This is a genomic window from Sphingomonas chlorellae (assembly GCF_056485145.1).
The window spans coordinates 1-21,947 of record NZ_JBQXXM010000007.1; the positions used below are offsets into that span (position 1 = coordinate 1).

25 protein-coding genes are annotated in these 21,947 nt (G+C 69.9%); 14 read left to right on the forward strand and 11 right to left on the reverse strand.

Translation table 11 applies throughout. The features are described from left to right. Window positions 1-487: 487 nt before the first annotated feature. Together ACT3CF_RS16055 and glmU are read right to left on the reverse strand one after the other, a co-directional pair. Window positions 488-799 carry a hypothetical protein gene (locus ACT3CF_RS16055; protein ID WP_478424476.1) on the reverse strand — a complete coding sequence of 104 codons (312 nt, stop codon included), beginning with the start codon at window positions 797-799 and terminating at the stop codon, window positions 488-490. After that, window positions 796-2,151, reverse strand: coding sequence for a bifunctional UDP-N-acetylglucosamine diphosphorylase/glucosamine-1-phosphate N-acetyltransferase GlmU (gene glmU / locus ACT3CF_RS16060; protein ID WP_478424478.1), 1,356 nt, complete (start codon window positions 2,149-2,151; stop codon window positions 796-798). Before glmU ends, ACT3CF_RS16055 begins: the two co-directional genes overlap by 4 nt. Before the next feature lie 171 nt (window positions 2,152-2,322). On the opposite strand from glmU, the gene ACT3CF_RS16065 reads away from it, so the two are divergent. Then, window positions 2,323-3,015 (forward strand): HAD-IA family hydrolase, encoded by a 693-nt coding sequence (locus tag ACT3CF_RS16065; protein ID WP_478424480.1) that lies wholly within the window; start codon window positions 2,323-2,325, stop codon window positions 3,013-3,015. Window positions 3,016-3,028: 13 nt separating this feature from the next. On the opposite strand, the gene ACT3CF_RS16070 is transcribed toward ACT3CF_RS16065, so the two are convergent. From ACT3CF_RS16070 to ACT3CF_RS16085, 4 genes are read right to left on the reverse strand one after another with little or no spacing between them, the layout of a single operon-like run. Then, window positions 3,029-4,063, reverse strand: a complete 1,035-nt coding sequence (locus tag ACT3CF_RS16070) for a nucleotidyltransferase domain-containing protein (protein WP_478424482.1) — start codon at window positions 4,061-4,063, stop codon at window positions 3,029-3,031. Beyond that, window positions 4,048-4,908: an HprK-related kinase A gene (locus ACT3CF_RS16075; RefSeq protein WP_478424483.1), complete on the reverse strand. Its 861-nt coding sequence runs from the start codon at window positions 4,906-4,908 to the stop codon at window positions 4,048-4,050. The genes ACT3CF_RS16070 and ACT3CF_RS16075 overlap by 16 nt, the downstream gene beginning before the upstream one ends. Continuing rightward, window positions 4,896-5,207, reverse strand: a complete 312-nt coding sequence (locus tag ACT3CF_RS16080) for an HPr-rel-A system PqqD family peptide chaperone (protein WP_478424484.1) — start codon at window positions 5,205-5,207, stop codon at window positions 4,896-4,898. Before ACT3CF_RS16080 ends, ACT3CF_RS16075 begins: the two co-directional genes overlap by 13 nt. A gap of 11 nt (window positions 5,208-5,218) precedes the next feature. Next, window positions 5,219-5,620 (reverse strand): hypothetical protein, encoded by a 402-nt coding sequence (locus ACT3CF_RS16085; RefSeq protein WP_478424486.1) that lies wholly within the window; start codon window positions 5,618-5,620, stop codon window positions 5,219-5,221. A gap of 62 nt (window positions 5,621-5,682) precedes the next feature. Here ACT3CF_RS16085 and ACT3CF_RS16090 point away from each other — a divergent pair, with 62 nt between their 5' ends. From ACT3CF_RS16090 to ACT3CF_RS16130, 9 genes are all read left to right on the forward strand, one after another. Continuing rightward, complete coding sequence (locus ACT3CF_RS16090) at window positions 5,683-6,885, forward strand: ATP-binding protein (RefSeq protein WP_478424487.1); 1,203 nt, start codon at window positions 5,683-5,685, stop codon at window positions 6,883-6,885. Between the two features lie 25 nt (window positions 6,886-6,910). Next, window positions 6,911-8,002, forward strand: coding sequence for a substrate-binding domain-containing protein (locus ACT3CF_RS16095; protein WP_478424489.1), 1,092 nt, complete (start codon window positions 6,911-6,913; stop codon window positions 8,000-8,002). Between the two features lie 13 nt (window positions 8,003-8,015). Then, window positions 8,016-9,392, forward strand: a complete 1,377-nt coding sequence (gene pstC / locus ACT3CF_RS16100; RefSeq protein WP_478424491.1) for a phosphate ABC transporter permease subunit PstC — start codon at window positions 8,016-8,018, stop codon at window positions 9,390-9,392. Next, window positions 9,385-10,677 carry a phosphate ABC transporter permease PstA gene (pstA, locus tag ACT3CF_RS16105; RefSeq protein ID WP_478424493.1) on the forward strand — a complete coding sequence of 431 codons (1,293 nt, stop codon included), beginning with the start codon at window positions 9,385-9,387 and terminating at the stop codon, window positions 10,675-10,677. The genes pstC and pstA overlap by 8 nt, the downstream gene beginning before the upstream one ends. Beyond that, window positions 10,677-11,444 carry a phosphate ABC transporter ATP-binding protein PstB gene (gene pstB / locus ACT3CF_RS16110; protein ID WP_478424494.1) on the forward strand — a complete coding sequence of 256 codons (768 nt, stop codon included), beginning with the start codon at window positions 10,677-10,679 and terminating at the stop codon, window positions 11,442-11,444. The genes pstA and pstB overlap by 1 nt, the downstream gene beginning before the upstream one ends. Continuing rightward, complete coding sequence (phoU, locus tag ACT3CF_RS16115) at window positions 11,444-12,133, forward strand: phosphate signaling complex protein PhoU (protein ID WP_478424496.1); 690 nt, start codon at window positions 11,444-11,446, stop codon at window positions 12,131-12,133. Before pstB ends, phoU begins: the two co-directional genes overlap by 1 nt. A gap of 13 nt (window positions 12,134-12,146) precedes the next feature. Continuing rightward, a complete protein-coding gene (gene phoB, locus ACT3CF_RS16120) occupies window positions 12,147-12,839 on the forward strand; it encodes a phosphate regulon transcriptional regulator PhoB (protein ID WP_478424498.1) in 693 nt (230 codons plus the stop codon). A gap of 126 nt (window positions 12,840-12,965) precedes the next feature. Further along, window positions 12,966-13,367, forward strand: a complete 402-nt coding sequence (locus tag ACT3CF_RS16125; RefSeq protein WP_478424500.1) for a hypothetical protein — start codon at window positions 12,966-12,968, stop codon at window positions 13,365-13,367. A 117-nt stretch (window positions 13,368-13,484) separates the two neighbouring features. Continuing rightward, window positions 13,485-13,907, forward strand: coding sequence for a hypothetical protein (locus ACT3CF_RS16130; RefSeq protein ID WP_478424502.1), 423 nt, complete (start codon window positions 13,485-13,487; stop codon window positions 13,905-13,907). A gap of 48 nt (window positions 13,908-13,955) precedes the next feature. Here ACT3CF_RS16130 and ACT3CF_RS16135 read toward each other — a convergent pair whose 3' ends face one another. Together ACT3CF_RS16135 and epsC are read right to left on the reverse strand one after the other, a co-directional pair. Next, window positions 13,956-14,297 carry a DUF2794 domain-containing protein gene (locus tag ACT3CF_RS16135; RefSeq protein WP_478424503.1) on the reverse strand — a complete coding sequence of 114 codons (342 nt, stop codon included), beginning with the start codon at window positions 14,295-14,297 and terminating at the stop codon, window positions 13,956-13,958. Next, window positions 14,297-14,977 carry a serine O-acetyltransferase EpsC gene (gene epsC / locus ACT3CF_RS16140; RefSeq protein ID WP_478424505.1) on the reverse strand — a complete coding sequence of 227 codons (681 nt, stop codon included), beginning with the start codon at window positions 14,975-14,977 and terminating at the stop codon, window positions 14,297-14,299. The genes ACT3CF_RS16135 and epsC overlap by 1 nt, the downstream gene beginning before the upstream one ends. A 211-nt stretch (window positions 14,978-15,188) precedes the next feature. On the opposite strand from epsC, the gene ahpC reads away from it, so the two are divergent. The 3 genes from ahpC (at window position 15,189) to ACT3CF_RS16155 (ending at window position 18,465) form a co-directional block, all read left to right on the forward strand. Then, window positions 15,189-15,752 (forward strand): alkyl hydroperoxide reductase subunit C, encoded by a 564-nt coding sequence (gene ahpC, locus ACT3CF_RS16145; protein ID WP_478424507.1) that lies wholly within the window; start codon window positions 15,189-15,191, stop codon window positions 15,750-15,752. Between the two features lie 84 nt (window positions 15,753-15,836). Continuing rightward, a complete protein-coding gene (gene ahpF / locus ACT3CF_RS16150; RefSeq protein WP_478424509.1) occupies window positions 15,837-17,429 on the forward strand; it encodes an alkyl hydroperoxide reductase subunit F in 1,593 nt (530 codons plus the stop codon). 88 nt (window positions 17,430-17,517) lie between these two features. Next, window positions 17,518-18,465: a hydrogen peroxide-inducible genes activator gene (locus tag ACT3CF_RS16155; protein WP_478424510.1), complete on the forward strand. Its 948-nt coding sequence runs from the start codon at window positions 17,518-17,520 to the stop codon at window positions 18,463-18,465. A 30-nt stretch (window positions 18,466-18,495) separates the two neighbouring features. On the opposite strand, the gene pgsA is transcribed toward ACT3CF_RS16155, so the two are convergent. Next, the gene (pgsA, locus tag ACT3CF_RS16160; protein ID WP_478424511.1) at window positions 18,496-19,050 is read right to left on the reverse strand and encodes a CDP-diacylglycerol--glycerol-3-phosphate 3-phosphatidyltransferase; all 555 of its coding nucleotides are present in this window, start codon (window positions 19,048-19,050) and stop codon (window positions 18,496-18,498) included. Window positions 19,051-19,262: 212 nt separating this feature from the next. Between pgsA and ACT3CF_RS16165 the strand changes: the two genes are divergently transcribed. Continuing rightward, the gene (locus ACT3CF_RS16165) at window positions 19,263-20,555 is read left to right on the forward strand and encodes an MFS transporter (RefSeq protein WP_478424513.1); all 1,293 of its coding nucleotides are present in this window, start codon (window positions 19,263-19,265) and stop codon (window positions 20,553-20,555) included. Window positions 20,556-20,613: 58 nt separating this feature from the next. Here the strand turns inward: ACT3CF_RS16165 and ACT3CF_RS16170 are convergent, their stop codons facing one another. Continuing rightward, window positions 20,614-20,781, reverse strand: a complete 168-nt coding sequence (locus ACT3CF_RS16170; RefSeq protein WP_478424514.1) for a hypothetical protein — start codon at window positions 20,779-20,781, stop codon at window positions 20,614-20,616. 125 nt (window positions 20,782-20,906) lie between these two features. Next, window positions 20,907-21,920 carry a LacI family DNA-binding transcriptional regulator gene (locus ACT3CF_RS16175; protein ID WP_478424516.1) on the reverse strand — a complete coding sequence of 338 codons (1,014 nt, stop codon included), beginning with the start codon at window positions 21,918-21,920 and terminating at the stop codon, window positions 20,907-20,909. Between the last annotated feature and the right edge of the window lie 27 nt (window positions 21,921-21,947).

Here is a 21,947-nt window from a genome sequence, read left to right on the forward strand (position 1 = left end):
ACACCCCCTCCGCCCCCGCCCCGAACCGGAACCCGGCCACTCCACCACCCGAACCGCACAAAAACCCCGTCGCCCCGGCCCTGAGCCGGGGCCCAGCTTCCTCGCTCCGCCCCGAACGGCCGCCCGACGCCCCAACCCCGAACCCGGAACCCGGCCACTCCACCACCCGAACCACACAAAAACCCGTCGCCCCGGCCCCGAGCCGGGGCCCAGCTTCCTAGTCCGCCCCGAACGGCCGCCCGCCGCCCCAGCCCCGACCCCGAAGCGCGGCCACGCACCACCCGAACCGCACAAAAACCCCGTCGCCCCGGCCCTGAGCCGGGGCCCAGCTTCCTAGCCCGCCCCGAACGGCCGCCCGCCGCCACAGCCCCGAACCCGCAACCCGGCCGCCCACCACCCGAACCGCACAAAGCCCCCGTCGCCCCGGCCCCGAGCCGGGGCCCAGCTTCCTCGCCCGCCTTGAATCGTCGCCCGGCGCCCGCGCACCTCAATGCGGGAAATGCGTGTCCACAAAGGTTCGCGTGAATTCGACCGGATCGGGCGCCTGCCCCTGCGCCGCGCGGAACCGTGCCGCGCCCTTGTCCCACAGCTCGCGGATCGCGCCCGCCATTCCCGCCGGGAACTGCATCCGCGCCACCACCAGCGCGCGCCACGGCCCGGCCCGCCCGAACAGCCGGGCGAACTCGTCCTCGCGCGCGGTCAGCGCCGCGTCGGTCGCGGCGTCGAGCGCCCCGATCGCGTCGAGCACATAGGCGTCGAGCAGTTCGAGGAACGGCTTGCCCGCGTAACGCCCGCTCATTTGGCCGCCTTGCGCGCGCGCATCCGCTCGCGGAATGCCGCCGCCCAGCCGGGAACGGTGCCCTGCTTGCCGCGGGCAAGCGCCAGCGCATCGGGCTCGACGTCGTGCGTGATGACCGATCCGGCCGCAACCAGCGCGCCGTCGCCGATCGTCACCGGCGCCACCAGCGCGCTGTTCGACCCGATGAACGCGCCCGCGCCGATCACCGTCTGATGCTTCAGAAAGCCGTCATAGTTGCACGTGATCGTCCCCGCGCCGACATTGGCGCCCGCGCCCACCGTCGCATCGCCCAGATAGGTCAGGTGGTTCGCCTTGGCGCCCGCGCCCAGCGTCGCCTTTTTCAGCTCGACGAAATTGCCGACATGGCTGCCCGCCTCCATCACCGCGCCGGGGCGCAGCCGCGCGAACGGCCCCACCGTCGCGCCGGCATCGATGCGCGCGCCCTCGATATGGCTGAACGCGCGGATCGCCACGCCGTCGCCCACGGTCACGCCGGGGCCGAAGAACACGTTGGGCTCGATCGTCACGTCGCGGCCCAGCACCGTGTCGTGCGCGAACCACACCGTCTCGGGCGCGATCAGCGTCGCGCCGTCGGCCATCGCCCGCGCGCGCCGCGCCTGCTGCCATTCGGCCTCCAGCGCGGCGAGTTCGGCGCGGCTGTTCACCCCCGTCACCTCGTGCGCGTCGGTCTCGATCACCGCGGCGTGGCGGCCGTCGGCGGTCGCCAGCATCACGATATCGGGCAGATAATATTCGCCCGCCGCATTGTCGTTGCCGACGCGCGCGAGCAGCGCGAACAGGTCGGCGCCGCGCACCGCCATCAGCCCCGAATTGCACAGCGTGACCGCGCGCTCGTCGGGGGTGGCGTCCTTGTATTCGACCATCCGCGCGATGCGGCCGTCGCCGTCGGCGATCACGCGGCCATAGGCGCCGGGATCGGCGGGGCGGAACCCCAGCACCACCGCCGCGGGGGCGTCGTCGCCGTGCAGCCGGTCGAGCATGTGGTGCATCGTCTCGCTGCGCACCAGCGGCACGTCGCCGTACAGGATCAGCACGTCGCCGTCGAAGCCCGCCAGCGCCGCCTCGGCCTGGCGCACGGCATGGCCGGTGCCGAGCTGTTCGGCCTGGTGCACCGTCTCGGCGCCCAGCGGCGCCACCGCCGCCTCGACCTGTTCGCGTCCGGCACCGACCACCACGATCGTCCGCGCGGGCTTCAGCCCGGCGACGCTCTCGATCAGGTGGAGCAGCATCGGCCGCCCGGCGAGCGGATGGAGCACCTTGTGCGTATCGGATTTCATGCGCGTGCCCTTGCCGGCGGCAAGGATGATCGCTGCGACGGGAGGTCTGGACACTTTAGATTGCTTCCCAACAGGCCGCGACGGTCGCGCGGCAGGCCCAATCGCGCCTCCCTGCCACCGAACGCCCGCCAACGCCAGTGCTGCCGACACCGCCCGCACGCCGCGCGCGCACGCTTGCCAGGCGCACGCTTGCCAGTACGCCCCGCTTCGCCCCAACAGGGAGGCATGACCGCCCCCGCCCGCCCCTTTCCGTTCGCGATGATCGGCTTCGATCTCGACGGCACGCTGCTCGACACGCTCGGCGATCTGGCCGCCGCGCTCAACCATGTCCTTGTCGGCGCGGGGCGGCCCGCGCTCGACCTTGCCGTCGTGCGGCGGCTGATCGGCGGCGGCTCGCGCCAGATGCTCGCCCGCGCGCTCGACGCGACCGGCGGCGGCGATGCGGCGCTCGCCGACCGGCTCTATCCCGATTTTCTCGAACGCTATGGCGCGCATATCGCCGATGCCACCACGCCCTATCCCGGCATGGTCGCCGCACTCGATGCGCTGGCGGCGCACGGCGTGCGGCTGGCGATCGTGACCAACAAGCCGCATGCGCTCGCGGTACGGCTGGTCGAGGCGATGGGGCTCGCGCCGCGCTTCGATCTGGTGCTCGGCGGCGACACGCTCGGTCCCGGCCGCGCCAAGCCGGCGCCCGATCCGATCCTGGCGATGATCGCCGCGCTCGGCGGCGGTCGCGCGGCCTTTGTCGGCGATTCGGTGTTCGATGCGCAGGCGGCGCGCGCGGCGGGGGTGCCCGCGGTGCTCGTCGGCTTCGGCTATTCGGACCGGCCGGTCGCGACGCTCGGCGCCGATGCCGTGATCGACGATTATGCCGCGCTGCTCCCCGCGCTCGTCCGGCTGGGCGGCGCCGGCTGAGCGCGGCCGCGCGTCAGGGGCGGTGGCCCTTGCGCCATTTGATGAACAGGTGCCGCGCCAGCATCGCGGGCGGCATCCGCAGCGCGTGCGACCGCACGAAAAAGCCCAGCCGCGTCAGCCGTCGCGTCGGCCGTCCCCAGTCGTCGCGCGCCAGCAGCCGCCGCACGAACAGCCGGTCGCTCGCCGTCGCGCGCTGCCACCGCGCGGGCACCGCGGTGCCGTAAAGCCCGTGTGCCAGCCGCATCGCGCGCGCCACCGCCTCGCCCAGCCCGTGCCGCTCGGCGCGCGCTGCCAGCGTCGCGGTGCCGTGCTCGCCCGCCAGGCAGTGGATGTCCCACAGGTTGCGCAACCCGCCCGCCAGGTCGCCGTCGGCGATCAGGTGCGCGGCGGCGTGGCACAGCATGTCGTCGCCCGACAGCACGCGCAGCCCGCCCGCGCCCAGCGCGACGCTGTCGGCCAGCAGCGCCGCCGCGTCGGGGCGGATGCGCGCGGTCAGCGGCAGGATCGTGTGGTGGACGTCGATCATCCGGTCGCGGTCGCGGTGGATCAGCGGCGGCAGCTCGTGCATCCATTGCCGGTAATAGGCGTCGTCATAGGGGTCGGGCTTCACCCATTCCCACCCCGCCGCGATCAGCGCCTGCTCGACCGCGTCGATCGCGTCGCGCGGCACCAATATGTCCAGGTCGCCGATCACGCGCCCCTGCCCCGCGCGCAGCCCCGCGGCGACGAACGCGGTCCCTTTCAGCAGCACCGGCGCGATCCCCAGCGGCGCCAGCGCCCGCCGCGCCATCTCGGCCTCCCACAACGCGACGCGGCGCCCCTGCTCGGCCGATGCGATCGCGTCGTCGAGGATGCGCGCCGCCGCGCCGGGCTTGGCCAGCCCGCGCACGCGCCACGCCAGCGTGCCGATCAGTTGCTCGGCGCGCGCCACCGCGATCAGCGCGGTCCATTCCGCCGCATCGAGCGTCGCCGTCGACGCCGGATCGCGCAGCGCCGCGACCAGCCGCGCTGCCGCCGCGCGCGCCGCGTGCGTCATGCCGCGGCCCATGCCGCCTCCACCGCCGCGACCGCATGGTCGGTGTCGGGATAATCGATCGCCTGCGCGGGCACCGTCCGCACCAGCCGCGTCAGCGCGTCGAACCCGCGCTCGCCCAGCGCGACGAAATTGGTCGACGCCTGGGTCAGCCGCACGAACGCCTCGCTCGGCGCGACCGGGCGCGTCGCGGGGGCGTGGCCATAGGCGGGGAACAGGATCAGCCGCGGGCGCGCGGGCACGTCCATCGCCGCGATCGAGGCGGCGTCGGGGACCAGGTGGCGGATCGTCCCCTTGGGCGTGCCCGCCAGCACCGGGCCGAACGCGGCGCCCGGCATCGCCGCCGCGACGACGTCGATCGCGGCGTTCTTCAGGCTGATCGGGCGCGGAAAGGCGTGGACCGCACCCGTCGCGGTGTCGATCAGCGCGAACTCGTCGCCCATCAGCCGCCATCCGCGCCCCATCAGCAGCGCCGCCAGCGTCGACTTGCCCGCCCCCGACGCGCCCGTCATCACCAGCGCCGCGCCGTCGCGCGCCACCGTCGCGGCGTGGATCAGCAGCCAGCGGCGCTGCCCCAGCGCCATCTGCAGGTTCATCCCCATCTCGGCGGCGAGCAGCCCCTGCGCCAGCGGCAGCGGCGCCGCGTCGGGGATGACGAAGTCGCCGCCGATCTGCACCGACGGGCGCACGAACCGCCGCCACGGCCGCGCCGCGAACAGGTGGACGTTGAAATCGGGGATGCCATCGGCGGGCGCGGGATAGTCGCGATAGAGCGCGGCAACCTCGGCGACCGGCCGCCGCCAGTCGCTGCCGACGCGGAACCCCACCGGCCCGACGCGCAGCGCGGTCACATGGCGCATTGCCGCTCCACCAGTCCTGCCGCGACCAGTTCGTCGAGCCGCACCGCCAGCGCCGCCGGATCGGGATCGGCCAGCTCGAACGCCGCGCCCAGCGCGTCGAGCAGCGCGGCGAGCGTCATCGGCGCGCCCGCGGCGTGCATCAGCGCGATCAGCTCGGGAACGGGCGAATCGACCAGGTGCGTCAGCCCCGACGGGCGGTGATGGATCACCGTCAGCGCGTCGAGCCGCTCGATGCGCAGCGTCGCGGGCGGCGCTGCCGCATATCGGTCGGGCGCCCGATCGCCGCCGGCGGCCGCCATCGCGCGCGCCTTCAGCCGCGCGGCATCTGGAGCGAGGCGAAGCAGGTGAAGCCGCTGGTCCCCGACTGCAGCCGCCGGATATAGTTGGTGTACGCCCGGCTGCGCTCGAAATCGGCGCCGGGCAGCGTGCCGCCCGCCAGCGCGCGCTTGACGTCCTCGCCCTTGAACGGCTGCGCGGCGGGGGGATAGGCGCCGGGGGTTCCCGCCGGCACCACCGATCCGTCGGCGGCGATATAGCTGCCCGCGCGGCCAGGATCGGGAACGGGGATCTCGCACTTCATCACCGACACGCTCGTCTGCGCCAGTGCGGGGCGGATCGAAACGATCGCCGACGCGCTCGCCGCGCCCAGCATCAATGCCCGGCGGGTCGCCTTTGGCGCGGGTGCGCCGTCTCGCTGGCCTTCGTCTTCCATCCTGCCCCCATGTTGCGCAGCAGCGGCTTTCGCAATCGTAAATCAGTGCCTAGAGAGATGCCATGGCTTCCCTGTCCGGCACGCGCATGATCCTGGCCCTGCTCGCGGCGCTCGCCGCGGGGGTCGCCGGGCTCGTGCTCGGCGGCGATCTCCAGACCGGGCTCGTCGTGCTCGTCTGCGCCGTGGTGGCGGTGCTCGTCGCCGCCGGCGCGGCCGATTCGCCGCTGCCGGTGCCGCCCGCGACGCAGCACGAACGTCGCGGCACGCCCGCCTTTGCCGACATTATCGAGGCGATTGCCGAGCCCGTGCTCGTCATCGCCGACAACCGCGTCCAGGCCGCCAACGCGCCCGCGCGCGAACTGCTCGGCCGGCACATTTTGGGCGAGGACGTCCGCGTCGCGATCCGCCATCCCGCCGCCGCCGAACGGCTCGTCGATCCCGACGACGGCACCGATTCGGCGCCGATCCACCTCGTCGGCCTCGGCACGCGCGACCAGCGCTGGGAGATGCGCGTGCGCACCGTCGGCGAGGGGCGGCGCATCGTCCACCTCATCGACCGCACGGGCAACTACGCGGCCGAGCGGATGCGCGTCGATTTCGTCGCCAATGCCAGCCACGAGCTGCGCACCCCGCTCGCCTCGCTGCTCGGCTATATCGAAACGCTCAGCGACGATGCGGGCGAGGATGCCGAGATCCGCAACCGCTTCCTGCGCATCATGTTCGGCGAGGCGCGCCGGATGCAGCGGCTGATCGACGACCTCATCTCGCTCAGCCGGATCGAGGCAGAGAAATACCGCGCACCCGACCAGTCGGTCGCGCTCGGCAAGCTGGTCGAGGAGGTCTGCGCCGAACTGCGCGGCAATCCGCGCGCCGCCGATCTCGTCACCCAGATCGCCGATATCGGCCCCGTCCGCGGCGATCCGACACAGCTCAGCCAGGTGCTCCACAACGTCATCGGCAACGCGATGAAATATGGGCGCGAGGGCACGCCCGTCACGATCGCGCTCGAACCCGAAGGGACGAGCATGGTCCGCCTCAGCGTCACCGACGAGGGCGAAGGCATCCCGCCCCAGCATCTGCCGCGGCTCACCGAACGCTTCTACCGCGTCGATTCGGGGCGCAGCCGCGCGCTCGGCGGCACCGGGCTCGGCCTCGCGATCGTCAAGCACATCGTCGAGCGCCATCGCGGCCGGCTCAACATCACCAGCATCGTGGGCAAGGGGTCGACCGTCTCGGTGCTCCTCCCGCTCGAAAGCCTGGACTGAAACCATGTGTCATCAAGGCGTCATCATGCTGCAAGACAGGCAGCATGCGCACCGTCATGTGCGACTCGATTCCGGTACGGGGGGTAGCATTTTCCGCTGGCTTGCATTGGCCGCTGCGGCGCTCGCACTGAGCGCGTGCGACAGCAACACCGCGCGCGAGATCCGCGTGGTCGGCTCGTCGACGGTCTATCCCTTCACCACCGCGGTCGCCGAGGCGTTCGTCAACCAGGGCGGCGACCGCAAGGCGCCCGTCGTCGAATCGATCGGCACCGGCGCGGGGCTCAAGCGCTTCTGCGACGGCGTCGGCTGGCAATATCCCGACATCGCCAACGCCAGCCGGCGGATCAAGGCATCCGAATACCGGCTGTGCGAACGCAACGGCGTGGGCGAGATCATGGAGGTCCAGATCGGCATCGACGGCGTCGCGCTCGCCGAATCGAACCGCGGCCCGCGTCTCGCGCTCACCAAGAAGGATCTCTACCTCGCGCTCGCCGCCAACCCCTATGGCCGCCCCAACACCGCGCGCACCTGGGCCGACGTCAATCCGGCGCTCCCCGCCATCCCGATCCAGGTGATGGGCCCGCCCTCGACCAGCGGCACGCGCGACGCGCTCGTCGAGCTGGTGATCGAACCCGGCTGTGCCGAGGCCGATCCCCAGGCGCACGCGCTCAAGGCGGCGGCACAGACCGGCCCCTATGACAATCGCTGCAAGCGCATCCGCGACGACGGCCCCTATATCGACAAGGGCGAGAACGATAACCTGATCGTCCAGGGGCTTGCCGCCAATCCCAACGCGCTCGGCGTGTTCGGCTATTCGTATCTCGAGGAAAATATGGACCGGCTGCACGGCGTCCCGATCGAGGGCGTGGCGCCCAGCTATGCGACGATCGCGGGCGGCAGCTATCCGGGCGCGCGGCCGCTGTTCCTCTATGTCAAGAAACGCCATCTGCGCGCGGTCCCCGGCCTGTCGGACTTCCTCGCGCTCTACACGGGCATGTGGGGGCCGGGCGGCCGCCTCGCCAAGCGCGGGCTGATCCCCGCGCCCGACGCGGTGCGCGCACATTCGGCGCAGATCGTCGCCCAGCGGATCGCGCTCGATCCGCGCGGGCTGCATTGAGGGGGGCCGGCCGATGAACCCCTTCGCGCTGCTCTTCGTCCTTGTCGGGCTCGGCCTGATCGGCTGGCTCGTCGCGCGCGCCCGCGCGCTCCGCTTCGATCGCGGCACCGCCAAGCGGCTCCACTCGCTCCCGGCGCAGCACGGCTTCTACGTCGCGATGTGGACGGTGCTGCCCGCGCTGCTGTTCGTCGTGGCGTGGAGCGCGATCAGCCCCGGGCTGGTGCGCCAGACCGTGCTTCAGCATCCCGCCGCGCAACAGCTCCCGCAGTTCGCGTTCGAACGCGACGCGCTGCTGGCCGAGGCCGCGCGCGTCGCCGCCGCCCCCGGCCGCACCGCGTTCGATCCGGTCGCCGAACAGCTCGTCGCCCCCACCCGCGCCGCGCGCAGCCATTATGGCTGGATGGGCACCGGCGTCGCGCTGCTGCTCGCCTTTGCCGGCTTCGCCTTCGCCTACAGCCGGTCGAGCGCCGGCTTCCGCGCGCGCAACCGGGTCGAAAACGCCGCGATGCTCGCGCTGCTCGTCGCCTCGCTGCTCGCGATCCTGACGACGCTCGGCATCTTCCTGTCGCTGCTCTGGGAATCGCTGCGCTTCTTCGATCAGGTGCCCGTCACCCAGTTCCTGTTCGGCACGCACTGGAGCCCCCAGGTGATCGACCCCGCCGCGCCCGGCCGCTCGCTCGGCGCGGTGCCGCTGTTCTGGGGCACCTTCTTCATCGGCGCGGTGATCGCGATGCTCGTCGCGATCCCGTTCGGGCTGATGAGCGCGATCTACCTCACCCAATATGCCGCGCCCAACGTGCGCAGCTGGATGAAGCCGATCCTCGAAATCCTCGCGGGCGTGCCCACCGTCGTCTACGGCTATTTCGCCGCGCTCACCGTCGCGCCGGCGGTGCGCGACCTCGCGGTGCTGCTCGGCTTTCCCTATGCCTCGGCCGAAAGCGCGCTCGCGGCGGGGCTGGTGATGGGGGTGATGATCATCCCCTTCGTCTCGTCGATGGCCGACGATTCGATCGCCGCGGTCCCCACCGCGATGCGCGACGGCAGCCTGGCGATGGGCGCGACCAAGAGCGAGACGATCAGCCGCGTGCTCATCCCCGCCGCGCTGCCGGGCGTCGTCGCGGGCATCCTGCTCGCGGTCAGCCGCGCGATCGGCGAGACGATGATCGTCGTGATGGCCGCCAGCGGCGCGGCGCGCATCTCGCTCAACCCGTTCGAAAGCGCCACCACCGTCACCAAGCAGATCGTCGACCTGCTCACCGGCGAATCGGAGTTCGACAGTCCCAAGACGCTCGCCGCGTTCGCGCTGGGGCTGACGCTGTTCGTCATCACGCTGCTGCTCAACATCGTCGCGCTGCGCGTCGTGAAGAAGTATCGGGAGGCCTATGAATAACCCCGAAGCTCCCCGCGCGCCCACCGACTGGAAGGGCGCGGCGATGCAGAAGCGCATCCGGCGGCGCTATGCGGCCGAACGGCGCTTCCAGTTCTTCGGCCTCGCCGCGGTCGTGCTGTCGGCGGCGTTCCTCGCCTTCCTGCTCGTCACCATGGTGGCCCAGGGGTGGCGCGGCTTCACGCGCACTGATCTCGCGCTGCCGATCGACTTCCCCGCCGCCGCGCTCAAGGTCGAACGGGCACAGCTCCGCACGCCGGGCGCCAACCTCGCGCTCGCGGGTGCCGGGCTCGACGACGTCGTCAGCAACGCCGCGGTCGCCGCCTATGGCGCGCCGGGCGGCGGCTATGTCGCCGAAAGCGCGTGGCTGGCGGTGCGCGACGCGGTCAAGGCCGATCCGTCGATGCTCGACCGGCGCGTGACGCTCAACGTCCCCGCCTCGACCGCGCTCGACCAGGCGCTCGCCGGCCGCGGCGACGCGGCGCTGCAACAGGCGGCGCGCACGCTCGCCGATCAGGGCCGGCTCACCCGCCATTTCGACATCGACTTCCTGCGCAGCTCGGATTCGACCGATCCCGTCGCGGTCGGCATCTGGGGCGCGCTCAAGGGGTCGCTGATGACGATGGCGATCACCTTCCTCATCGCCTTCCCCGTCGGCGTGCTCTCGGCGATCTATCTCGAGGAATATGCGGCGCGGAACCGCTGGACCGACCTGATCGAGGTGTCGATCAACAATCTCGCCGCCGTCCCCTCGATCATCTTCGGCCTGCTCGGCCTCGCGGTGTTCCTCGGCAGTTGGGAAATCGGCGGCGTCACCGTCGGGCCGATGCTGCCGCGCTCGGCGCCGCTCGTCGGCGGCGTCACGCTCGCGCTGATGATCATGCCGGTGATCGTGATCGCCAGCCGCAACGCGATCAAGGCGGTGCCGCCGTCGATCCGCGACGCAGCCCTCGGCATCGGCGCCAGCCCGATCCAGGTCGTGTTCCACCACGTCCTGCCGCTCGCAATGCCGGGCATCCTCACCGGCACGATCATCGGCATGGCGCGCGCGCTGGGCGAGACCGCGCCGCTGCTGCTCATCGGGATGCGCGCCTTCATCGTCACGCCGCCGTCGGGCTTCACCGATCCCGCGACGGTGCTGCCGGTCCAGATCTTCCTGTGGTCGGACGAGGTGTCGCGCGGCTTCGTCGAAAAGACGAGCGCGGCGATCCTCGTGCTGCTCGTCTTCCTGCTCGCCATGAACGGGCTGGCCATCTATCTTCGCAACAGGTTCGAGACCCGCTGGTGATGTCGCAAGCTTCGCATAAAATGTCCGCCCGCGGCGTGAACGTGTTCTACGGCGCCAAACAGGCGGTGCGCGACGTGTCGATCGACGTCGACATGGACAAGGTGACGGCGTTCATCGGCCCGTCGGGCTGCGGCAAGTCGACCTTCCTGCGCACGCTCAACCGCATGAACGACACGATCGCCCATGCGCGCGTCGAAGGGCACATCACGCTCGACGGCGAGGACATCTATTCCGACGACATGGACGTAGTTCAGCTCCGCGCCCGCGTCGGCATGGTGTTCCAGAAACCCAATCCCTTCCCCAAGTCGATCTACGAAAACGTCGCCTATGGGCCGCGCATCCACGGGCTCGCCGCCAGCCGCGCCGATCTCGACGTGATCGTCGAACGCTCGCTGCGCCGCGCCGGGCTGTGGGACGAGGTCAAGGACCGGCTGGGCGACAGCGGCACCGCGCTGTCGGGCGGCCAGCAACAGCGGCTGTGCATCGCCCGCGCGATCGCGGTCGACCCGGAAGTGATCCTGATGGACGAGCCCGCCTCGGCGCTCGACCCGATCGCCACCGCCAAGATCGAGGAGCTGATCCACGAACTGCGCGGCCGCTATGCCATCGTGATCGTCACGCACAACATGCAGCAGGCGGCACGCGTATCGCAGCGCACCGCCTTCTTCCATCTCGGCCAACTGGTCGAATATGGCGATACCGACGCGATCTTCACCGCCCCGCGCGAGGATCGCACCAAGGACTATATCACCGGAAGGTACGGCTGATGGCTGGCGGACAGGAACATACGGTCAAGGCCTTCGACCAGGACATCGGCCAGATCCGCGCGCTGATCGCGCAGATGGGCGGGCTGGCCGAACAGGCGATCCATGACGCGATGCAGGCGCTCCAGCGCGGCGACACCACGCTCGCCAAGTCGGTGCGCAAGAAGGACAAGCAGATCGACGCGATCGAGAGCGAGCTCGAACGGCTCGTCGTCCGCGTGATCGCGCTGCGCGCGCCGATGGCCGACGATCTGCGCGAGGTGATCGCCGCGCTCAAGATCGCCGCGGTGGTCGAACGCATCGGCGACTATGCCAAGAACATCGCCAAGCGCGTGCCGATGATCCATTCGGAGGGCGAGGACCGGATCGAGGCGATCTCGGTGCTCCCCGCGATGGCCCAGCTCGCCAGCGACATGGTCCATGACGTGCTCGACGCGTTCGGCGCGCGCGATGCCGAGGCGGCGGCGCGGGTGATCGAACGCGACACCGCGCTCGACGATTTCTACGATTCGATCTTCCGGACGCTTGTGACCTTCATGGTCGAAAATCCGCGCACGGTCAGTCAGGTCGCGCACCTGCTGTTCGTCGCCAAGAATCTGGAACGGATCGGCGATCACGCCACCAATGTCGGCGAAATGGTCTATTTCGCCGCCACGGGCCGCTATCTGGCCGACGAAACGGCCGGCAACTGAGGGACGACGCACCATGGCTCGAGTGAAGATGCTGCTGGTCGAGGACGATGCCGCGATCGCGGAACTCGTTACCTGGCACTTCAAGCGCGAGGATTATGAGGTCAAGCACACCCCCGACGGCGAGGAAGCGCTGCTGCTCGCCAAGGAGGCGACGCCCGACATCGTGCTGCTCGACTGGATGGTCGAAGGGCTTTCGGGGATCGAGGTGTGCCGCCGGCTGCGGCGGATGCCCGAAACCGCGAACATCCCGATCATCATGCTCACCGCGCGCGGCGAGGAGGAGGATCGCGTGCGCGGGCTCGAAACCGGCGCCGACGATTATGTGACCAAGCCCTTTTCCCCGCGCGAGCTGGTCGCACGCGTCGGCGCGGTGCTCCGCCGCGTGCGCCCCGCGCTGGCGGGCGAGGCGCTCAGCTATGCCGACATCGAAATGGACACGGTGGGGCACAAGGTGCGCCGCGGGGGCGAGGTCGTCGCGCTCGGGCCGACCGAGTTCCGCCTGCTCAAGCATTTCCTCGAACATCCCGGCTGGGTGTTCTCGCGCGAACGGCTGCTCGACGCGGTGTGGGGGCATGATTCGGACATCGAATCGCGCACCGTCGACGTGCACATCCGGCGGCTGCGCAAGGCGATCAACAAGGGCAACCGGCCCGACATCATCCGCACGGTGCGCTCGGCCGGCTACGCGCTCGATTCGGGCAACTGACCGCACGCCGCGACCGGCGGCGGGCTGAAAATCGGCGGCGGCGGGACACCTGCCGCGGTTTCGGCGTTGGAAAGGCGCGGGTGCAATCGTTGCGCCCGCGTTTTCCATTGCAGGAGATCGCCAGCGATGAACCTTCTTGCCGTCGCGGCCGCGTTCGCGGCTGCCGCCACGGGCATCGCGCAGGACCAGGCGGCGGCCCCGGCCGCCCCGTCCCAGCCGCCCCAGACCCAGGCTCCGGCCCCGGCCCCGGCCCCCGCGCCCGCCCCTGCCCCTGCCCCCGCGGCGGGCAATGTCGTCCAGACGCCGGGCGGCTATATGCCCGCCACGGCCTTCCCCAACGGCGCGCCGACGCCGGGGGCGCCCGTGACCTTCGTTCCCAATCCGCAGACGCCGTCGCAGGCGTTTCCGCCGCCGCCGCCGCGCGACCATTATCCGCGCTGCAAGCCGGGGCAGTTCGACGGCTGCCTCCAGTCGGGATCGGGGACGGAACGGGCTTCGCACGCACGACGAGGCGGTCGGACACGATGATCCGCCGAACGGGCGGTTTCGGCGCGTGAACGGCGGGATCTGACGCGAAATTGCGTCGATTCGCGCGCGCCGGCCGCCCAACGGCACGTTTCGGGGGGCCATTGAGAGGAGAAAGCCATGCGCAGACTGCTTTTCGTTGCCCTGCTCGCCACCGCCGCCGGCGGTGCGATCGCGCAGGAAACGCCCGCTCCGGGCCAGTCGCAGACGGTCCCGCCGGGCAATCCCGGCACCCCCGGCGGCTCGCCGCCGCCGACCGATCCCACCGCCCCGCCGGTGCCCGGAACCCCGGCTCCCGGGCCGGATCAGCCCGCCCCGCCGCCGCCGCCGGCCGACGCGCAATCGCCCCAGCCGACCACTGCGCCGCCGCTTCCGGCGCCCCCGGCCCCGCCGCCCGGCGCGCCCGAAAGCCAACCCGCTCCGCCGCCGCCTCCGCCCCCTGCGCCGACGGCCCAGCCGGGCACGCCGGGTGGCGACGCGGGCGTCTATCCGCTCTGTTCGCGCAAGATCAAGGATCACTGCCGCCAGCGCGGCGGTCGCTGAGGCACCGAATGTCCGACGGGGCGGGCCGCCGCCCGCCCCGTTTCCGGCCTATTCCTCGACGAGCTTCAGCAGCCGCCGCTCGACCGGCGCCAGCACCGGCCCCAGTTCGTGCCCGCGCTTGAGCACCGCGCCGCTCTCGTTGACCAGCGCCCACATCCCCTGGCGGTTACGCAGCGCGGGGCGCTTCTCGATGCGGAACTCGGGCCGTTCGGCCGCGCGCCGGAACGCCGCGAAGACCGCAGCATCGCGCCCGAGCTGGATCGCATAATCGCGCCAGTGCCCCGCCGCGACCATCCGGCCGTAAAGGTCCAGGATCCGCATCAGCTCGATCCGTTCGAACCCCACCTGGCTGGGGCGGCTGTTGAGGGGAAGCGGGGTGACGGTACCCATCAGGCGCGGTCGCGCCGTTCCTCGCGCTCGGCGAGCAGCGCGTCGAGCCGGGCGCGCATCGCATCGAGTTCGGCGCGCATCGCCTCCAGCTTCTGCCCCGACGGGTCGCACAGCTCGTTGCACGGCGTACCATAGGGGACGAAGCTGCGCTGATACGTCGCCGCCTCGACCAGCGTCGGCTTGGCCGGAATGCCCACCATCACCGCTCCCGGCGCCACATCGCGCGTCACGACCGCATTGGCGCCGACGCGCGCACGCTCGCCGACGGTGATCGGCCCCAGCACCTGCGCGCCCGATCCGATGATCGCACCGTTGGCCAGCGTCGGGTGGCGCTTGCCCGCAACGCCGTTGTCCGGGCTGGTGCCGCCCAGCGTGACGCACTGATAGATGGTGACGTCGTCGCCGATCTCCGCGGTCTCGCCGATCACGACAAAACCATGGTCGATGAAGAAGTTACGCCCGATCGTCGCGCCCGGATGGATATCGATCGCGGTCATCCAGCGCGACCAGTGGTTGATGAAGCGCGCGGCAAAGAACCAGCCGCGGCGGTACAGGGCGTGTGCAAGCCGGTGATAGCCCAGCGCCCACACCCCCGGATACAACAGGATCTCCAGCCGCGATCGCGGCGCCGGGTCGCGCGCACGGATCGAGTCGAGATAGGAGATCAGTCGCTGCAGCATGGCCGGTTCCCTGTTGACGCCGACATGTAATGCGCGGCCGCGGTCATTTCCAGCCGGCGCCGGACTGTGCGCCAATGTCGATCAAACGATCCGTACTGATTGACTGGATCGATCAAACAGAGCGGACCTTCCAATTTCCCAAGCGGCTTGCCCCCGCCTATATCGGGCTCCGGAACAACGCCACACACCCACAACACGACGGAGATTGTCCATGTCGCTTATCGGATCCACGCTGAAGCCGTTCACCGCCCAGGCCTTCAAGGAAGGCAAGTTCGTCGAGGTCACCGACGCGGACGTGAAGGGCAAGTGGGCGGTGTTCTTCTTCTACCCGGCCGACTTCACGTTCGTCTGCCCGACCGAGCTCGAGGATCTCGCCGATCACTACGCCGAGTTCCAGAAGCTGGGCGTCGAAATCTACAGCGTCTCGACCGACACGCATTTCAGCCACAAGGCGTGGCACGACACCTCGCCCGCGATCGGCAAGATCAACTTCTTCATGCTGGGTGACCAGAACCACGTCATCAGCAACAACTTCGACATCCTCCGCGCCGGTCAGGGCCTGGCGGACCGCGGCACCTTCGTCGTCGATCCGGAAGGCGTGATCCAGCTGGTCGAAATCACCTCGGAAGGTGTCGGCCGCAACGCACAGGAGCTGCTCCGCAAGATCAAGGCGGCGCAGTATGTCGCGGCGCACCCGGGCGAGGTCTGCCCGGCCAAGTGGGAAGAAGGTGAAAAGACCCTCGCCCCGTCGCTCGACCTCGTCGGCAAGATCTGACCTCCCAGCCCCCTGGGGTCGCACGCGGCCCGGGGTGGCACCTGCCGCCCCGGGCCGTTTTGTATCCAACGGAGTTTCATTCCCATGCTCGACGCCAATCTGACGCAGCAGCTCAAGGCCTATCTGGTCAACATCAAGCAGCCGATCGAGCTTGTCGCCTCGCTCGGTGACGACGCCAAGTCGCGCGAGCTGGGTGAGCTGCTCAACGAAATCGCGGCGCTTTCCGACAAGATCACCGTCGTCGCCGCGAACGACGACAAGCGCCGGCCCAGCTTCATGATCCGCCGCGCCGGCACCGACATCGGCGTGCGCTTCGCCGGCATTCCGATGGGCCACGAATTCACCAGCCTGGTGCTGGCACTGCTCCAGGTCGGCGGCCACCCGTCGAAGGCCGCGCAGGAACTGATCGAACAGGTCAAGGATCTCGACGGCGACTATTCGTTCGAAACCTATTTCTCGCTGTCGTGCCAGAACTGCCCCGACGTCGTTCAGGCGCTCAACCTGATGGCGGTGCTCAACCCGCGCATCCACCATGTCGCGATCGACGGCGCGCTGTTCCAGGACGAGGTCGAGGCGCGCAAGGTGATGGCGGTGCCAACCGTGTTCCTCAACGGCGAACCGTTCGGCCAGGGCCGGATGGAGCTGGAACAGATCGTCGCCAAGCTCGATGCGGGCGCCGATGCGCGTGCCGCGGCAAAGATCGCGAAAAAGGCGCCCTTCGACGTGCTCGTCGTCGGCGGCGGTCCTGCCGGCGCCGCGGCCGCGATCTATGCGGCGCGCAAGGGCATCCGCACCGGCATCGCCGCCGAACGCTTCGGCGGGCAGGTGCTCGACACGATGGCGATCGAGAACTTCATCTCGGTCCGCGAGACCGAGGGGCCGAAGCTCGCCGCCAATCTGGAGCAGCATGTCCGCGACTATGACGTCGACATCCTCAACCTCCAGCGCGCCGAAAAGCTGATCCCGGCCGCGACGCCGGGCGGGCTGCACGAAGTCCGGCTGGCCAACGGCGCCGCGCTCCGCGCACGCACCGTCATCCTGACCACCGGCGCGCGCTGGCGGCAGATGAACGTTCCGGGCGAGGATGAATATCGGAACAAGGGCGTGGCCTATTGCCCGCACTGCGACGGCCCGCTGTTCAAGGGCAAGCGCGTCGCGGTGATCGGCGGCGGCAATTCGGGCGTCGAGGCCGCGATCGACCTCGCCGGCATCGTGGCGCAGGTCACGCTGATCGAGTTCGACAGCCAGTTGCGCGCCGACGCGGTCCTTCAGCGCAAGCTCGCCAGCCTGCCCAACGTGACGGTCATCACCAGCGCACTGACGACCGAGGTGCGCGGCGACGGCAACAAGGTGACCGGGCTGGTCTACAAGGATCGCGCCACCGATGCGCTTCACGAGATCGCGCTCGAGGGCATCTTCGTCCAGATCGGCCTGGTGCCCAACACCGAATGGCTGAAGGACACGGTGGCGCTCACCCCGCGCGGCGAGATCGAGATCGACGCGCGCGGCGAAACCTCGGTGCCGGGTGTCTTTGCCGCGGGCGACGCGACGACGGTGCCGTTCAAGCAGATCGTGATCGCGGTCGGCGCCGGTGCCACCGCCGCCCTGTCGGCGTTCGACTATCTGATCCGCCTGCCCGTGGCGGAGCCCGAGACGGCGGAGCAGGTCGCGGCCTGATCCCCGCAGGCGTCGGCGAACCTGTTCCCCCAGGCGGGGCCAGCGGCGGTAACGTCACTGGCCCCGCCGCCATGACGATCTATATCGGATGCGCGAACGGCCGCTCCGCGCGGCCGACGATCCAAGGAGACCCAGCCTGGCCGCGACCTATCTGCCCACGCTCAAGCAGCTTCAATATCTGGTGGCGCTGCGCGACCACGGCCATTTCGGCCGGGCGGCCGATGCCTGTTTCGTCACCCAGTCGACGCTGTCGGCGGGGATCCGCGAACTGGAAACGCTGATCGGCGTGGTGCTGGTCGAACGGACCCGCCGCGTCGTGCGGTTCACGCCGCTCGGCGAGCGGATCGTCGAAAAGGCGCGCCGCGTGCTGCGCGAGGCGGACGAGCTGGGCGATCTCGCCCGCGCCGCCGGCCGGCCGCTGTCGGGCGAGATGCGGATGAGCGTCATTCCGACCATCGCGCCCTTCCTGCTCCCGCGCATCCTGCCGCGGCTGCGGCACGACTATCCCGACCTCAAACTCTATCTGCGCGAGGAAACGAGCGGCGTCGCCTGTGAAGGGCTGCACAACGGCCGCGTCGATTGCGTGCTGCTCGCGCTCCCCTTCGCCTGTGGCGAGGTCGAATCGGCGCCGCTGTTCGACGATCGGCTGTTCGTGGCGTTCCGGCGCGGCGAGATGTCGCCGACCAACGTCGTCCACCCGCGTGAGATCGACGAGACGCGGCTGCTGATGCTCGAGGACGGGCACTGCCTCAAGGAACATGCGCTGGCGGCGTGCAACCGTCCCGAGCTGCGCACCGAGGCGGCGATGATGGGCACCTCGCTCCACACGATGGTCCAGATGGTCGACAACGGCCTGGGCGTGACGATGCTGCCGCAAATGGCAGTCGATGCGGGCATCCTCGACAATACCGACGTCACCGCGCTGCCGCTCGAGGCCGAAAATGCCGCACGCCACATCGCGCTCGTCTGGCGCAAGGCGAGCCCGCGCGAACGCGACTTCCGCCTGCTCGCCCAGGTGCTGGCCGACGCGCGCTGAACCGGCGGTCGGCCGCGTCCCCGGGCAGGTTCAGCTGTCCATATGCTTCAGGCCGATGCGCAGATAGTCCCAGCCGGTGATGAGCGTCAGCACGGCCGCGCCCCAGAGCGCGGCCAGCCCGGCGCCGAGCACCCACGGCCAGCCCGGCAGCGCATCGGCCAGGATCAGCAGGCCCAGCGACACCAGTTGCAGCGCCGTCTTCCATTTGGCCAGCCGCGACACCGGCACCGACACCTGGATGCCGCCCAGAAACTCGCGCAGGCCCGATACCGCGATCTCGCGAAGCAGGATCACCAGCGCGGCGATGACGTGCAGGTCGGCGATCACGCCCTTTCCCACCAGGATCAGGATCACCGCCGCGACCATGATCTTGTCGGCGATCGGATCCAGGAACACGCCCAGCTTCGATACCGTGCCCTGCGCACGCGCCAGATAGCCGTCGAAATAATCGGTAATGCCCATCAGGCAATAAAGGGCAAAGGCGATGGCATATCCCGCCGGCCATTGCGGCCACCACAGGAACGCCACGAGCAGCGGCACCGTCAGGATGCGCGACAGCGTGAGCAGGTTGGGAAGCGTCAGCATCGCGCCGCTCTAGCACCCGGATCGCCTTTGCGGGAGGGGCAGCGCGTTGATCCGGGCCGATAACCGCGCGCCGGCGCTCGCCGGATCGGGCGCCGCCGGGCGCCGCAACCCCGGCCGCAAGCCGAATCGTCATTGTCCCCGCCCCCGCCGCTCGGCTATGCCGGCCGCTCAAACGGGCGGGGGCTCCCGCGGCAATTGGGGTTAGACAGTCTATGATCGGTGCGCTCGGGTTGCTGAAGGAGCGCCGTTTCCTGCCGCTGTTCGTCACCCAGGCGCTGGGCGCGTTCAACGACAATCTGTTCAAGAACGCGATGATCTTCTTCGCGACCTATCAGATCTTCAACAGCGTCGAGGACGAAACCCGCTTCAGCGCGATCGCCACCGGCATCTTCATCCTGCCCTTCTTCCTCTTTTCGGCACTCGCCGGACAACTGGCGGACAGCCAGGACAAGGCGCGCATCATGCGCATCATCAAGGCGGCCGAGGTGGCGATCATGCTCGTCGGCGCGACGGGCATCTTCCTCAAAAGCCTGGGCCTGATGCTGATCGCGCTTGTCGGCATGGGCGTCCATTCGACCTTTTTCGGGCCGATCAAATACGCGATCCTGCCCCAGCATCTCGACGAGGGCGAGGTGCTGGGCGGCACCGGCATGATCGAGGCGGGGACCTATATCGCCATCCTTGCCGGAACGATCGCGGGCGGCCTCATCAGCCCGCACGCCGCGGCGATCGGCGTCGTGCTCGTCGCGGCGACCGGCTGGCTCGCCTCGCTGCGCATCCCGCCCGCGCCGCCGCTGGTCGAACTCAAGCTCGACTACAATATCTTCCGCGCGTCATACCGGCTGGTCGCGGCGACGATGCACATCCGCCGGCTCTATCTCGCGATCGTCGCGATCAGCGTGTTCTGGTCGATCGCGGCCGTGCTCGCGGTGCTCTTCCCGCCGCTGGTCAAGAACGTCTTCCACGCCCAGAAGGACGTGGCGAGCGTGTTCCTCGGCATCTTCTCGGTCGGGATCGCGATCGGCTCGGTCATCATCAACCGGCTGCTCAAGGGCAATGTCTCGGCACGCTATGCGGTCGCCTCGGTGCTGGCGATGGCGGTGTTCGTCGTGGACTTCCATTTCGCGGCGCGCTTCTGGCCGATCCATGACGGGCCGCTGCTCGCCACCGGCGCGTTCATCGCGCTTCCCGCCGCCTGGCACGTCCTGTTCGCGCTCACGATGATCGCGATCACCGGCGGCATGTTCGTCGTGCCGCTCTATGCCTTCCTCACCACGACGGTCGAAAAATCGCAGACGGCGCGCACGGTGGCGGCGAACAACATCGTCAATTCGGGGGCGATGGTGGCAGGTTCGGTGGGCATCTTCGCGATCACCAACATTCCCGGCATCAGCGTCGCCGACACGATGTGGGTGGTGGTGGGGCAGTGCCTCGCCTCGGCCTGGTGCGCCTGGCGGCTCTATCGCGCCGAAAAGCAGCCGCACGGGCTCGACGCGATCCCCTGACGCGACGACGGGCGCGGCGCGCGGCGGCGTCCCCGAATGCCCTCGCCTTTACCGGCGTTCAGCCGATGAAGGTATAGAAACAGATGAAAAAGGCGGTGAAGCTCAGCGCGAACAGGCGCAGGTCATTGTCCTCGCGTGCCCTGCGGGCGTCGCGGACCACGCGCCTCACGCGGACGCGGAACGGATGGGCGCGCGGAGGACGCGCCAGGGCCAGTCGTGCGTTCATGCACGAACGTTAACGTCCTGTTTACGATTCGGACCATCGCGAAGCATGGTTAACCGCTGTCCAGCGACGGGACGTGCGGGACATGCGACGTTCCACCCAGCCCGTTGATCCGCAATCCGAATACGTCAGCCCTGCGGCGCCGGCCCCGTGCTTTCGCGCACCACCAGCGCGTGATCGAGCGTCACCTGCGCCGTCGGCACCGCCGGCTGGGCGAGCAGCCGTTCCGCGGCGGCATAGGCGAGTTCGCGCACCGGCTGGCGCATCGTCGTCAGCGGCGGCCACACGGCGCGCGCCAGGTCCGAATCGTCGAAACCCGCGACCGAAAGCTGTTCGGGCACGGCGATGCCCATCTCGTGCGCCACCGCGAGCACGCCCGCCGCCATGTCATCGTTGCCGGCAAAGATCGCGGTCGGCCGTGAATCGCGCGTCAGCAGCGTCCGCGCGGCGGCACAGCCCGAATCGAAGCTGTGATCGCCCGTCACCACCAGATCGGGGTCGAACGCGATGTCGTGCGCGGCCAGTTCGGCGCGATATCCTTCCAGGCGCCCGATCGCCGAAACGTGCGACGCCGGGCTGCGGATGAAGGCGATGCGGCGATGGCCCAGCCCGATCAGGTGGCGCGTCATCTCGCGCGCGGCGGCGGTGTCGTCGATCGTCGCCGCCATCCCCTGCCCCTTGCGGATGCCCGGCGCGATCCGGACATACGGGATCTTGCGCCGGTCCAGCTCGTCGAGCAGTTCGGCGACTTCGGTGACGGGCGGCGACAGGATCAGCCCGTCGAGCCGCGTCTCGTCGATGAACGCGGCGACATTGGCGACCAGGTCGGGCGACTGGCTGTCGACCGGCTGCACCAGCAGTCGAAATCCCTGCTCGCCACAGCGTTGCTGCGCACCCAGTTGCGTGTGATAGACATAATAGGGGCTCGGATTGTCGAACAGCAACGCGACCTGATAGGATCGGCGCCCCGCCAGCGTCCGCGCCGCCTGGCTCGGGCGAAAGTTGAGCTGCGCGACGACTTCCTCGACGCGCCGCCGCGTTTCTTCGCTGACGTGCTTCTCGTTGTTGAGAACTCGCGAGACGGTCTTGAACGAGACCCCCGCGATCTTCGAAACCTCCTTGATCGTCGGACGGCTGGACATCATGCTCCCCTGTGCTGCACCGTCGCG